Here is an 11,899-nt window from a genome sequence, read left to right on the forward strand (position 1 = left end):
CACTCGTCCCTAATGCAGCCGACGGCGATCGAGCCACGCGGTGACGATATGCTCCCGCTCGGCCGCTTGCATGCTGGGGTGATGCCAGCGAAACACGATGGCCGCCGCCTCGCGTGCCACGAGTTCGGGCTCACCACGCTCGACGAGTCCCGTATAGGCCCGCAACACCGCGATCCGACAGCGGCAAAAGTGCTCTGAGTCTTTCCAATCACAACACATGCCTGAGATATCCTTCTAACGGAATGAGGCATCCGTCAGAGATACTTCGTGATCTCCTTGAACTCCTGTAGCGACGCCCGACGGTCCTGTGGGACAGGGCCAATGGCCTGCTCCAGGCAGTGGTCGATGTGGTCGTGAATCAAGGTCGTCTTGGCGTTGTCGACGGCGTTGACGACCGCCTGAAGCTGCTGGGCGATTTCCAGGCAGCGGCGCTGTTCCTCGAGCATGCGGATGATCGAGGCGAGATGACCGTGCGCGCGGCGCAGGCGCTTCAGGATTTCGGGATGCGTTTCGTGGATCACTTTTTTATCCTATCCCCCCGGAGAGGATTCTGCAAGAAACTCAGCTCTCTCTGCATATTGGTAGTCAGCCTCGCCGCAACGATCGAGACCAGATCGCCGTTTGTCGCCCAAGACCTCCCCGAATGCGGGCATAGTCTTCTGGTAACCAGCAAGGACGTGCTCTGCGATGCTATTCCAGATGATCCGAAGAGCACGCGGTGATGCCAAGTGTGTCCAAAGGCATCATGCGGAGGTGCCGAAAGGCGGCAGTCCGGCTTCCGTTCCCGCCAATTCGGCTGGCCCTCAAGGTTAGCGCCGTGGCGCGCTGCGCAATAATCGCCGTAGACCGCCTCCCCAAGCGCCACCTGTTCAGCATCGTTCGCGTTAGCTGAACTGGCGCCCCCATGTTCTATTGCCGTCCAGGTGACGCTACCGGCGACGGCAAGGGCAACGAGCACGGCCGCGCCCCCCGCCCAGACCATCGTGCGCGACGTCATTCGACGGCGTAGATCTGCGGCTCGACCGCGTCCTCGCCGCCGAACGTGTAGATCGTGAACGGCTCAGTCTTCGGTCCGCCCATGCCCGGCGATCCGGTCGGCATGCCGGGCAGCGAAATACCCTCGATATCCGGGCGCTCCGCGAGCAGGCGCTTGATCACGTCGGCTGGAACATGACCCTCGATGACGTAGCCATTGACCTCGATCGTATGGCAGCCCGCGAGTTCCATCGGAACCTGATGTTCCTGCTTGATAAGCGGCAGGTCGTGGGTGGCGATGACCTCGACATCGAAGCCGTTCTGGCGGAGATGCTCGGCATGGCCTTCGCAGCAACCACATTGCGGATTCTTGTAGAGCGTCATCCTCGCGGCCTCGTCCGCCGCCGCGGTGACCGGGGTCAGAAGAATGAGCGAGAGGGTGATGGCACTGATAGTACGCATGGCAGGACTCCTGTTCGGTTCCGTCGGCATTGGGGTCAAGCAACCCGGATGACGCTCATCATCCCGGCTGCCTGATGCTCGAGGATGTGGCAGTGGAACATCCAATCTCCGGGGTTGTCCGCGACGAAGGCAATTTCGACCCGTTCACGCGGCGCCAGCAGGACAGTGTCCTGCCACACTCGATACCTCGTTGGCTCACCATTGCGGGATAGGACTCGGAAGCTGTGCCCGTGCAGGTGCATGGGGTGATGCCAGGCGGTGTCATTGGCCATGGCGATGATGCAGGTCCGGCCGCGCTCGAGCGTGAAGATGGGATCCATGACATGGCCACCGGCCACGACGCCATTGATCGCCCAGGCCATGCCCTGGCGCATCATCGAGCGCATGTCCATCATTCGGCCGCCCATCATGGCACCGCTCATCATCCCCATCATGCCGCCGGTGAAAACGACTTCGTGGCGCACGGCCTCCGAAAGAACCGGCTCCGGCAGCGGGTTGCTCTCCAGCCGTATGGGCGCGTCGAGCGGATGGTCACGGAGCGGCGCCTCATTGGCATAGGCGAGATCGACGACGCGATAGGCGAGATCCTGGTAGAAGTCGTCGACGACCGGAGCACGGCTGCCGGGCGTCCCCGCCATGTCGATGACGAGGTCAATGCGCATGGCGGGTGCGAGGACGATCCGATCGCCATCGGGCTCGTGCGGCTCGACCGGCTGGCCGTCGATGGCCACGACCATCGGGTGATGATCCCGGAAATCCAGCCCGAAGATCCGGGCATTGGCGGCGTTGATCAGCCGCAACCGGATCCGCTCGCCCGCGCGTACCGGAAATGCATCGAGCACCTGCCCGTTCACCGTCATGGTATTGCCAACTCGGCCGTTGTGGCTCAGGTCCATCATGTTGCCGAAGTCGTCGCTGATCGACGCATCCTCCAGGAGGCGCCAGTCGTCGAGCACCCAGGTGACGTCGCGGTCGACCCGGATCGGCTCGGGCTCCTCGATGATCAGCGGCCCATAGAGACCGCGGCCGACCTGTTCGAAGCTGCGCTGGTGCGGGTGGTACCAGTAGGTGCCTGCGTCGGGCACCTCGAACTCATACGTGAAGGTTTCGCCGACACCGATGGGCCGCTGGGTCAGGTAGGGTACACCGTCCATGGCATTTGGCACCCGCACGCCGTGCCAGTGAACGGTCGTCTCCTCGGCGAGATTGTTGGTCACCGCGACGCTCAGCCGATCGCCCTGTTGCACGCGGATCTCGGGTCCGGGAACCTGCCCGTCGAAGGCCCAGACCGTCGTTTCTGGGTAGTCGGTGCCGACGAGCCGAACCCGTCCGGCGCCCGCGGTCAGAGCGTGTCTCGGATGGTCACCGGCGCGGGCCGGGAAGATGCCGGACGGCGCGATAACTCCCGCAACGGCGGCGCTGTACGCGAACTGCAATAGGCGCCGTCGGCCAAACGGTCGAGCCGAAGCATTCAATTCCATGTTCTTCCTCGAGGCCTTTAGTCTGCCCGCCCGCCACGCGGCATTCATGCGCGGATGTGCGGGCAGACCGGTCGTCATAGCGATCGCTTACTTGAGCGACCAACTCACGCACTCCGCCGCCAAATCGCAGCGAAGTGCCTCAGACGAAAAGGGCGTGTCTTGGAGGGTAAGGGTCTGGCGACGCGCTCAGCCCAGCGCTGATCCCGGGCATCCAAACAGCGAAGTCGGCAGCGGGCATTGGCAGGATCGTGGGGGCGGCCGCGAGCGCCATCGGCATCGCGTTGGTGCAGGCGGCACCCTGGCAGCCCGATGCAGCCATGGTGCCCTTGTCCATGTCACTGCAAACCTGGCCGTTGTCCAGACGCGCCCCATCCATATCTGAGGCGGACATCATGCCCATCGCCATCGCGTCAACACGCGCCGCTTGCGCCGTCAGCCCAAGCGCGAGGGCCAGGATCAGCGCGACGGGAAGAAGACGGTGGAAGCAATGCATGCCGTCGATGATACGCCCTTCACCGGCAGCAGGACAGAGTTCCGAGGACATTTTCCTCCGCCCGCTACCTGCTGCGCTCAATGTTCGGACTGTCGGCGCCATTGGCTCGTCGGGCAGCATGTGAAGTCGGTCAGTTCGCAGGTCGATCATAGATCCCCCGTCATTGCTTCCATCGGTCGTCGTCGCCAGCGATTATGCTCGTCTTAGTTGATTCAAGAAGGCAGTAAAAATCTTCAGCTGAACAAGGGCGAGCGTCCGCTCATGCCACCTTCGACCGCAAGAGGTCCTCTGGCGGACTCGTATTTCAAGATTCATTGAAATGAAACTTGACGAGCGCAGGGCTGATCGTTATTTCGATGGTTGTTGAATTATTGAATTGACGGCCTGTGATGATGATTCAGTTGTCCTTGGCTGATGGCTCGTTTTGCCTCGTGGATGACGCCCGGCGGGCTGTCGTCCGGGTGCGGGCTTCAGCGTCTGGCGCTCTCGGCGCGTCAGCGATCACGATGCCGCATCGCTTCGATGGACGGTGATCTGATGATTACCTTGGACCGCAAGAATGCCCTCGCCGCGCTTGGCGCGCTGTCCCAAGAAACCCGACTGGAGATCTTCCGGCTGCTCATACAGGCAGGCCCTGATGGGCTCGCGGCTGGATCAATCGCGGAGTCCTTGAGCGTCGCGCCCGCTAACCTGTCCTTCCATCTATCGCATCTGAGCCAAGCGGGGCTCACCGTCCAGCGCCGCGAGGGCCGCTCGATTATCTATGCCGCTGACTACGGTCGCATGAACAGTCTTCTCGGCTTCCTCACCGAGAACTGCTGCGGCCGCCCCGCCAACGCTGCTGCATCCGCACCGCTGTGTGCTCCGACGACGAAGGCGGCCACCGCCACAAAGGCTGCCGACACGCCAATACTGATAACTGACCCTGATCGAGAGAGTGGAGACGACGATGACCGAGAACCGCATCTATAACGCGCTGTTCCTGTGCACGCACAACAGCGCGCGCAGCATCATGGCAGAGTGCCTGCTGGTTCGGGAGGGTAAGGGTCGCTTCCGTGCCTTCAGTGCAGGCAGTCAGCCCTCCGGGAGCATAAATCCGTATGCTCGTGACCAGTTGGAGCGCCTCGGCTTCCCCACCAACGGCCTTCGATCCAAGAGCTGGGATGAGTTCGCAAGGCGCGACGCGCCCCGCATGGATTTCGTGTTCACGGTCTGCGACAACGCCGCGGGCGAAGTCTGTCCAGTGTGGCCTGGCCATCCCGTCACGGCGCATTGGGGCTTCCCGGACCCTTCCGCTGCCCAAGGGACCGATGCGGACAAGGCGGCGTTCACGGCCGACGTGTTCCGCCAGATTCAACATCGTATACGGATTTTCGCGAATCTGCGCATCGACGCGCTCGACCGGATGAGCTTGCAGCGGCGGGTCGAAGAGATCGGCCAATCCATCGCCGCGCTGTCTGACGAGGCAACGGCATGACTGAGGTGACAGGCACCAGTACAGGGCACGAAATTGAAGGGCAAGAGCATGCCGGATACGAACTTTCCCGATACCAACGCATTTCCCGCTTTGGATGAGCGTTTCCTGGATATCCCTGACCTCGGAAAACTCACACCGGAGCGCCTGTCGACGCACCCGCCGCGCATCCTGCTGCTGTACGGCTCGCTCCGAGAGCGCTCTTACAGCCGATTCCTGACCGAAGAAGCCGCCCGGCTCCTACAATCCCTGGGCGCGGAGACGCGGGTCTTCGATCCGAACGGCCTGCCACTGCCGGACAGTGTTTCCGCAGATCACCCCAAAGTCGCCGAACTGCGCGCCCTCTCACAATGGTCCGAGGGGCAGGTCTGGTGCAGCCCGGAGCGGCACGGCACGATCACCGGCGTCTTCAAGAGCCAGATCGACTGGCTGCCGCTGGAGAGCGGCGGCGTTCGGCCGACCCAGGGGCGGACACTGGCGGTCATGCAGGTGTCCGGCGGGTCGCAGTCGTTCAACGCGGTCAATGCGCTCAGGCTACTTGGCCGCTGGATGCGGATGGTGACCATCCCGAACCAATCATCAGTGGCCAAGGCCTACCAGGAGTTCGACGAGCAGGGCCGGATGAAGCCGTCGCCCTATTACGACCGGGTCGTCGATGTCATGGAGGAACTGGTGAAGTTCACCCTGCTCATTCGCGACCGGAGCGACTACCTGACCGACCGCTATAGCGAGCGTCGCGCGGCGGGCTTGAAGGCGTCGTCCGAAGGGCATGCCCTCACGGCCGCCGCGATGGTTGGCGAGAGGAAAAGGTAGCGACCCTATGGCGGACCATGCGGACGTGGTGGTGATCGGCGGCGGCCAGGCGGGGCTCGCCGTCGGCTATCACCTCCGGCGGACCGGGCTGTCGTTCGTGATCCTTGACGCCGAGGACGGCCCGGGCGGTGCCTGGCGGCACACATGGCGCTCGCTGCACCTGTTCTCCCCAGCTGCGTGGTCGTCCCTGCCGGGGTGGCCGCTCGGTGGCAGCGAGACCGAGTATCCGGACCGCGACGATGTCCTTAATTATCTTGCTCAGTATGAGGGGCGCTACGACCTGCCCGTCCGTAGGCCGGTGTTGGTGCGCTCGATCGAGCGGACGGCCGTCGGACGCCTCCGGGTCGTGACCGACCGAGGCGACTGGACCGCACGCATGGTCGTCACCGCGACTGGGACCTGGCGGCACCCCTACATTCCGGCTTATCCCGGCCGGGAGGCACTCAAAGGAGTCCAAATCCACTCCAGCACCTACGAGACACCGGAGCCGTTTGCGGGCCAGCGCGTGCTCATCGTCGGCGGTGGGAACTCCGGGGCGCAGATTCTGGCCGAGGTGTCCAAAGTCGCAGAGACGACTTGGGTGACGGAGCGGCCACCGGTGTTCCTGCCGGACGACGTCGACGGCCGGGTGCTGTTTCATCGGGCAACCGCCCGCATCAAGGCGCTGTGGGAGGGCCGCGAACCTGATATGCCAACCGGCGGGCTCGGCGACGTCGTCATGGTGCCGCCCGTACGCAAGGCCAGGGACCGCGGCGTGCTGCGTGCCGTCCGGCCGTTCGAGCGGTTTACAGGAACCGGCGTCGTCTGGCGCGACGGCACGGAGACCAAGGTCGACGCCGTCATCTGGTGCACGGGCTTCCGCCCCGCCCTCGACCATGTCGCCAATCTCGGTGTGATTGGTCCAGACGGCACCGTCGAGCTCGACGGCACCCGCTCGGTTCGTGAACCGCAGCTTTGGTTCGTCGGCTACGGCGGCTGGACCGGACCCGCCTCGGCTACCCTGATCGGCGTCGGCCGAACCGCGCGCGAGACAGTGCGACGCATCGCCGATGCCCTCGGTGGGAACGCCGATAGGCATGCCGAGGGAGTGACAGGAGCGGCCTATGGGTGATGCAACCGGTTTCTGAGCCGTTAGCCGCGCGCACCGCATCCCTGGATCGATTAGCGCGCGGCTGATCAGGGCGTTGGAGTGACGAATCGCCCGAAGTAGATTGACCAGATGCCTGTTGAGCTGTGCGTTGTGGATACGGCACCAGACGGTGAAGTCAGCGTTCGTGGTTCAGTTTCCCAAGATGCGACGAGCGTTCGCTGGCCATGGCTCGCAAGCCGTTCCATCATTGTCGCGATCGTGGCTGGGGTAATAACCAGGTTGCCCTCGATGAGACGGCGCCAAGCCCACGGCGCGGGCGGCGTTGCAATTGGGTGCGGCGGCGATGTGCCTGATCCTGATCGACGCCTGCGCAGGGCCGACTGCGGCTACCCAGGAAGCAGCAGCAATCGTTCCCACGAACAAGACTGCGATGACCATGATGACGACGCCGTCGGTCTGCCGGATGCGCTGTATGCCGCGCTCAGCAATGCGGCTGAGACGGCGTCTCCACGCGGTACGCCTGATCTGGTGTCGCATCGATCGCAATTCGGCTTCCAAGTCTCGCGACATCGACGACCTTCCCTCCGATAGCGAGCGTCCGATCATCGATAATCGCCGCTAACGATGGGTTAAGGCGCCGGGCGGACAGTCGAAACTCTCGGAAGAAATGCCATCGATCCGGGAGGTTGGCCCGCCTCTGGAGAATCACGTTGATCGATCGCCCAGGGCAGAGGCTGGTCAGGCGGCCCTGGTCGGCAACGGCCGTCGACCGCGGAATGGAGGCCGAGGTCAATGCCTATCACCTTCGGTTCCAAGATTGAGACCCTTAACGTTCCGCGGGATTGTCCTCATTCAAAGAGCCAGGACGATGCTCGATCATGTCGATACGGCAACTGAGATCGGCGGAGGTTGCGTCGCCTACAGCCTAAGCCGCGGCGGCATGTTGGAAATGCCTGTGGAGAGATCGGCGGCGGTCGTCATTCGGGTTTTGACGTTGGCGGTCCTGATCAACACTCGATGCATGTACGCTCACATTGGTGGAGATCTGCGTGGAGCCGCCCGCCTATCGTTCAAACTGCTTTCTAAGGGATAAGCGACCGTCGTCGGCAATCGTGAGAGTGATCTCTCCAGACCACCTTGTCGATGCCACCTGCCCCGAAAACCGACGATATTTACTCGTGGCGTCCGTATCCGGCTTTCTGCCAACCGACACCACCGTGAGCAAAGGCTTCATGTGTCGAACGGCCTCCATATGGTATCCGGAGCCGCGGCCGTGATGGCTTGCCTTCAGCACGTCGCATTTAAGAGCATTGCCGTACGCAGCCACCATCTGCGTCCACGCCATCTCACCGGCATCGCCCCCCAGGATGACGCTCCTTCCCGCGTGGGACAGTCGCAGGACATAGCTAAGCTCATTACTGTCTCCTCTGCCGTTCGCCCAAGCCGTCAGTTCAGGAAACGGCGACAGGATGTCCAAACCATCGCCCAGTCCCATGTTGTCGTCGCTGTTGTAGTATGGCGCTCTTGCACCTCGATTTAGCCTCATGACCCTGACCCAGCCGCCCGCCCCGGCGCGCAGCCCTTGGTATGCTCCCCAGTCCTCCTGATCCCAATCTTGAAGATCTGGCATCTTCGTATGCGCGGTATCCCAGAAATTGATGATGCGGAACCCGCAGTTGAGCGCCGAGATACCGCGCATGTGGTCAAGGTCGGGGTGTGTCTGCACGTATCGGAAGATTGGTCGTCCAGGATAGGTATTGTGAAGAAACTCGATTGGATTCGTCAGCGGAACGTCGTATCCGCCTTCGAAAAGTTGCTGACGGACTGGCGCGGCAAGAAGATCCCATCTCAACTGGGTTCCGAAGGTCTCAGCAATCTCCGCGACAGACTCGGGATCGAGGTCGGAGCCGTTGTTAAGGTCGATGAGGGTAATATTGCCCGAGGCGTGCTCAACGACCGTGCAGTCTCCATGACCGACATTCAGGAAATGTACGCGAACAGGCATAATTCCATTCCGGTTGGTGAGAAAGACTCCATCAGTTGCCTCGGGCGGCTGAAGCGGCCGGGACAGAAGCTGACGGCATCGTAAACAGCGCCAGATACCGGGCGATACCGAACGGGAGGCTACTGCTCGGCGGCTTCGGCCTCTTCCTTTGCCACGCTGCCGGGGCGCTCCGGCAGGTCGAGAAACTCTCGAAGCATGGTACGGCCGTAGTGCACTCCGAACCGGTGCATCCGGTACAATGCGATGGCAAAGAGTAGCAAAGCGCCGAGAGTGGTCTGCCACCGCTCCCAATGCAGCCAGGCATTCGTCGCTGCGACGGCCAAAAGGGCCGCAGCGACGCCCCGGGACAGGCTGTAAACGGCGTTGAAGATTTCCGCTCGGTCATCTGCCTTGCGACGCCGCACGCAGACCGTCACCTGCATGAAAATGTGCTCCCATTGCTTTCTGGCCATCTGGCGCACGGGCGGTAACGCCATGTCGAGCTGGGGGCCGAGCATCCGATCCAGCTTCTCAACCTGTACGTTCGAGACCAGCCTCTCGCCGGGTCGCAGGACCCATGTCGAGGGCTTGCCGCCATGCAGTTTCCAGTATGCCGCCTCCAGCAGGTTGCCGAGCGCGGCCACGAGGTGCCCGACGACATAGGATACGAGCAGGAACAGGCCCAGATCACCGACGGTGAAGCCCTCTTGCAGGAAGACGGCTTCAAGCTCGGGTGACACGAAGAACAATCCGAATAGGAACGCGACACCAGGCGCAATGATGCCCGCATACTCGTAGAAGCTGAGAGTCTTGACCATTTGTGCTTGGCAGTCCTTCGCTTATACCTTACGCATCAAGCCCCTGACTTGACGATGGCCGAGTATCCCGTCGGGCGGCGGATCAGCAGGAGCACGGCCCTTCGACCGTGCCCCTCTAGCCCGGCTGCTGTAGCATAGTCCCGCGGTGAGCCGCCCTGCTCCGCAAGGTGACTGTGCCATGTGCCGAGGCACCAAAGGGCACCCGCGCCTGTAGCCTCGTAGGCGTTGACCGTCTCAGATAACCCACTCGTCCCAAGGACGAACGCACCTGCCGACCGACTGCTGTCCGGCGGCGCCTCGATCACGTCGGTGACATGGATGAGCCGCCGCACGGGCGAGACACGGCCGACGATGACGCCACCAGTCTCCACCCGCGGCCAGCGGGTGATGTCGTCCAAGATCCGTTGGTGCGCGCGGTCGAGAACGCGGATGGTCCAGGTGCTGTCATTTTCCGCTGCGATCATGTGCGACGGCCCCAGCCCGACATACCGCCAACTCAGGGATAGATCGTCATCACCAAGCACGCCAAGGTGCAGTGCGCCCTCGTTAGGGAATCCCCCCTCCATCCAGGTGACAAGGCGCTGCGGCACAGCCGCGGCGTGCATCGATACTCGGGTGTCGGACATGACCAGCGTGACAGAGTCGCACCCGATCCCGACGGGTACGCGCGTCGGGTGACCCGACAGGCCATCCAAACCCGCCAAGCGCCCATCGGAGCGCAGTTCCTCGTAGGCCGCAGCGGCGAGGTCCGTCGTGTCCGGGTTTCGTTGCGGCCCCTCCAGTGTCAGCAGGCCAACGCGACCGTCATCGGCGAGCGCGCCCTCGGCGACCCGACCCGCCAGAGCGTTACCCAGCGCGCCGAGGTGGTCGCGGACCGCGTGCGACGCGGTCGTATTGATGATTAGGGACTGGTCGGCTGGGAAGGCGTTCGAAAAATCCTCTGTCCCAGGCCGAAGTAATAAGACGTCACCATCGTGAGTCGCAGGTGCCGTCCCCCCGAAACCAGCAATCGCCTTGGCCAGCGCCCTCGCCTTCGACGGAGACAGCGCGGACTCGGTGATGCCACCTGGGTGCAGGGCATGTCGCGCAGCGTTGTGCGGCCGGAAGCTGCCGCGGTCGAGTAATGCGCGCGGGGGCAATCCGGTCCTGGCGAGGTGTACGGCGATCTTCGACCCAAGGCTGCCGCAACCCACCATCGTGACCGACGGGGTGACGAGGTCGACGGGCAGGCCCGACATGCGGCGCAGCAGCGGCTGGGTCACCGGGTGGCAGTGCGCGACGGGTTGCACCGGTGTGACGTCCCCGCTCGCCAGGAGTCCGGGAAAGCTGGCATCACACCGGTAAGCCAGAAATTCGAACGGGCTGGCAGTGCCGATTACGTCTGTCGGTCGGCGCGCGCACAGGATGAACACCAGAGGATACGTAAATCTGCGCGTCGCCCCTGCGGAGGACTTGCGTAACCAGGACACCGCATCTCGAAAAGGCTTCCCGCAGCCATAGGCGTCCGCTCTCGCGAGGAGGCGGCCATACGTCGTTACCGTCTCCGGGAGATACTGATCGCTGACGTGGAGAGCACCTGATGGTGTTTTGCCCGCCCAGCACACGACGGCAAGCGTCTCCCCCGAAAGCACGCCGTCGCTAACGGAACCATCAAATCTGGCCACAATGGTGGCGGGACGAATCCGCACCGGGCTCGCTGATTGAACGCCCACCATGATCCCTGGCGAACCGCCCTCTGTATTGATGGTCAAGAACCGAACGGGTAAGTAGGCGAACCCAGCGCGGTCGGTGACCAGAGCGCCGATCTCTGCCGGGTCGAAGACAAGCCGGTCTATGACCTCGTCGCGTCTCACGGGTTCCCACCCTTGTGTGGGATCTATGAGCTCGTCGTGTGCAGCGTTGCGGAGCCACAACGCGGTTTGGTCCAGTAGCCTACCGAGGCCCTCCCGGTGGAAGAACTCGGTCACTCCGCCGAACACGACACAGGGTGGCACATAGTCCCCCTCATCGTGCGGATTGATGTGTGGCAAAGAGCGATTGAAGTCCGTGCGGAGGCAGATGATCGGCGCCCGGGCCGGGTAATCTGATCGGAAGGTGAGGTATACCGGCTCGACAGTGCGCACTCCGGTCGGGCTCTCCCCGGCCGCCCGCCACCGTGAGGGCAAAGCCGTCTCGAAATGTGTCTCCAGCACAGTAGACGAGGTAGAGTGTGATAGAACCCGCGCTAGCGTGATGGCCGGATGTCCCCGCGCCACCTGGAGAGCATCCCGGATCGGAAGGGGCAGCCCAGCCTCTTCGGTCACGAAGCA

At 63.0% G+C, this 11,899-nt stretch carries 14 protein-coding genes; 5 read left to right on the forward strand and 9 right to left on the reverse strand.

Annotation, left to right across the window (positions count from 1 at the left end):
• Positions 1-9: 9 nt before the first annotated feature.
• The 5 genes from AAFN89_RS04270 to AAFN89_RS04290 form a co-directional block, all read right to left on the reverse strand.
• Positions 10-165 carry a hypothetical protein gene (locus AAFN89_RS04270; RefSeq protein WP_347536264.1) on the reverse strand — a complete coding sequence of 52 codons (156 nt, stop codon included), beginning with the start codon at positions 163-165 and terminating at the stop codon, positions 10-12.
• Positions 166-254: 89 nt separating this feature from the next.
• Complete coding sequence (locus tag AAFN89_RS04275) at positions 255-521, reverse strand: metal-sensing transcriptional repressor (protein ID WP_347536266.1); 267 nt, start codon at positions 519-521, stop codon at positions 255-257.
• A 472-nt stretch (positions 522-993) separates the two neighbouring features.
• Positions 994-1,359, reverse strand: a complete 366-nt coding sequence (locus AAFN89_RS04280) for a DUF411 domain-containing protein (protein WP_347536268.1) — start codon at positions 1,357-1,359, stop codon at positions 994-996.
• Positions 1,360-1,472: 113 nt separating this feature from the next.
• Positions 1,473-2,996 carry a multicopper oxidase family protein gene (locus tag AAFN89_RS04285; RefSeq protein ID WP_347536270.1) on the reverse strand — a complete coding sequence of 508 codons (1,524 nt, stop codon included), beginning with the start codon at positions 2,994-2,996 and terminating at the stop codon, positions 1,473-1,475.
• 61 nt (positions 2,997-3,057) lie between these two features.
• Positions 3,058-3,462 (reverse strand): hypothetical protein, encoded by a 405-nt coding sequence (locus AAFN89_RS04290; protein ID WP_347536272.1) that lies wholly within the window; start codon positions 3,460-3,462, stop codon positions 3,058-3,060.
• 363 nt (positions 3,463-3,825) lie between these two features.
• Here AAFN89_RS04290 and AAFN89_RS04295 point away from each other — a divergent pair, with 363 nt between their 5' ends.
• The 4 genes from AAFN89_RS04295 to AAFN89_RS04310 are packed head-to-tail and all read left to right on the forward strand — an operon-like array spanning position 3,826 to position 6,809.
• Positions 3,826-4,383 carry a metalloregulator ArsR/SmtB family transcription factor gene (locus AAFN89_RS04295; RefSeq protein ID WP_347536274.1) on the forward strand — a complete coding sequence of 186 codons (558 nt, stop codon included), beginning with the start codon at positions 3,826-3,828 and terminating at the stop codon, positions 4,381-4,383.
• On the forward strand, positions 4,361-4,888 hold the full coding sequence (locus tag AAFN89_RS04300) for an arsenate reductase ArsC (RefSeq protein ID WP_347536277.1): 528 nt from the start codon (positions 4,361-4,363) through the stop codon (positions 4,886-4,888). Before AAFN89_RS04295 ends, AAFN89_RS04300 begins: the two co-directional genes overlap by 23 nt.
• 48 nt (positions 4,889-4,936) lie before the next feature.
• The gene (gene arsH / locus AAFN89_RS04305; protein ID WP_347536279.1) at positions 4,937-5,698 is read left to right on the forward strand and encodes an arsenical resistance protein ArsH; all 762 of its coding nucleotides are present in this window, start codon (positions 4,937-4,939) and stop codon (positions 5,696-5,698) included.
• Between the two features lie 7 nt (positions 5,699-5,705).
• Positions 5,706-6,809 carry an ArsO family NAD(P)H-dependent flavin-containing monooxygenase gene (locus tag AAFN89_RS04310; RefSeq protein ID WP_347536281.1) on the forward strand — a complete coding sequence of 368 codons (1,104 nt, stop codon included), beginning with the start codon at positions 5,706-5,708 and terminating at the stop codon, positions 6,807-6,809.
• 168 nt (positions 6,810-6,977) lie between these two features.
• Here the strand turns inward: AAFN89_RS04310 and AAFN89_RS04315 are convergent, their stop codons facing one another.
• Positions 6,978-7,226 (reverse strand): excalibur calcium-binding domain-containing protein, encoded by a 249-nt coding sequence (locus tag AAFN89_RS04315; protein ID WP_347536358.1) that lies wholly within the window; start codon positions 7,224-7,226, stop codon positions 6,978-6,980.
• Between AAFN89_RS04315 and AAFN89_RS04320 the strand changes: the two genes are divergently transcribed.
• Positions 7,132-7,410, forward strand: a complete 279-nt coding sequence (locus AAFN89_RS04320; protein ID WP_347536362.1) for a hypothetical protein — start codon at positions 7,132-7,134, stop codon at positions 7,408-7,410. The genes AAFN89_RS04315 and AAFN89_RS04320 overlap by 95 nt on opposite strands.
• 441 nt (positions 7,411-7,851) lie before the next feature.
• Here the strand turns inward: AAFN89_RS04320 and AAFN89_RS04325 are convergent, their stop codons facing one another.
• The 3 genes from AAFN89_RS04325 to AAFN89_RS04335 all read right to left on the reverse strand — a co-directional run bounded on the left by AAFN89_RS04325 (position 7,852) and on the right by AAFN89_RS04335 (position 11,893).
• Positions 7,852-8,793, reverse strand: a complete 942-nt coding sequence (locus tag AAFN89_RS04325; RefSeq protein ID WP_347536283.1) for a hypothetical protein — start codon at positions 8,791-8,793, stop codon at positions 7,852-7,854.
• A 119-nt stretch (positions 8,794-8,912) separates the two neighbouring features.
• A complete protein-coding gene (locus AAFN89_RS04330; RefSeq protein ID WP_347536285.1) occupies positions 8,913-9,590 on the reverse strand; it encodes a hypothetical protein in 678 nt (225 codons plus the stop codon).
• A 35-nt stretch (positions 9,591-9,625) separates the two neighbouring features.
• Positions 9,626-11,893 (reverse strand): hypothetical protein, encoded by a 2,268-nt coding sequence (locus AAFN89_RS04335; protein WP_347536287.1) that lies wholly within the window; start codon positions 11,891-11,893, stop codon positions 9,626-9,628.
• Between the last annotated feature and the right edge of the window lie 6 nt (positions 11,894-11,899).

Source organism: Inquilinus sp. CAU 1745 (assembly GCF_039839375.1).
Taxonomy (GTDB): Bacteria; Pseudomonadota; Alphaproteobacteria; order DSM-16000; family Inquilinaceae; genus JBDOQU01.

What these genes read in the sequence shown, in the direction of transcription:
- AAFN89_RS04280 (WP_347536268.1), bottom strand. Translation starts at nt 1,359, where the DNA reads ATGACGCTCTACAAGAATCCGCAATGTGGTTGCTGCGAAGGCCATGCC.
- AAFN89_RS04285 (WP_347536270.1), bottom strand. Translation starts at nt 2,996, where the DNA reads ATGACGACCGGTCTGCCCGCACATCCGCGCATGAATGCCGCGTGGCGG.
- AAFN89_RS04290 (WP_347536272.1), bottom strand. Translation starts at nt 3,462, where the DNA reads ATGTCCTCGGAACTCTGTCCTGCTGCCGGTGAAGGGCGTATCATCGAC.
- AAFN89_RS04295 (WP_347536274.1), top strand. Translation starts at nt 3,826, where the DNA reads ATGGCTCGTTTTGCCTCGTGGATGACGCCCGGCGGGCTGTCGTCCGGG.
- AAFN89_RS04300 (WP_347536277.1), top strand. Translation starts at nt 4,361, where the DNA reads ATGACCGAGAACCGCATCTATAACGCGCTGTTCCTGTGCACGCACAAC.
- arsH (WP_347536279.1), top strand. Translation starts at nt 4,937, where the DNA reads ATGCCGGATACGAACTTTCCCGATACCAACGCATTTCCCGCTTTGGAT.
- AAFN89_RS04310 (WP_347536281.1), top strand. Translation starts at nt 5,706, where the DNA reads ATGGCGGACCATGCGGACGTGGTGGTGATCGGCGGCGGCCAGGCGGGG.
- AAFN89_RS04320 (WP_347536362.1), top strand. Translation starts at nt 7,132, where the DNA reads ATGTGCCTGATCCTGATCGACGCCTGCGCAGGGCCGACTGCGGCTACC.
- AAFN89_RS04315 (WP_347536358.1), bottom strand. Translation starts at nt 7,226, where the DNA reads ATGGTCATCGCAGTCTTGTTCGTGGGAACGATTGCTGCTGCTTCCTGG.
- AAFN89_RS04325 (WP_347536283.1), bottom strand. Translation starts at nt 8,793, where the DNA reads ATGCCTGTTCGCGTACATTTCCTGAATGTCGGTCATGGAGACTGCACG.
- AAFN89_RS04330 (WP_347536285.1), bottom strand. Translation starts at nt 9,590, where the DNA reads ATGGTCAAGACTCTCAGCTTCTACGAGTATGCGGGCATCATTGCGCCT.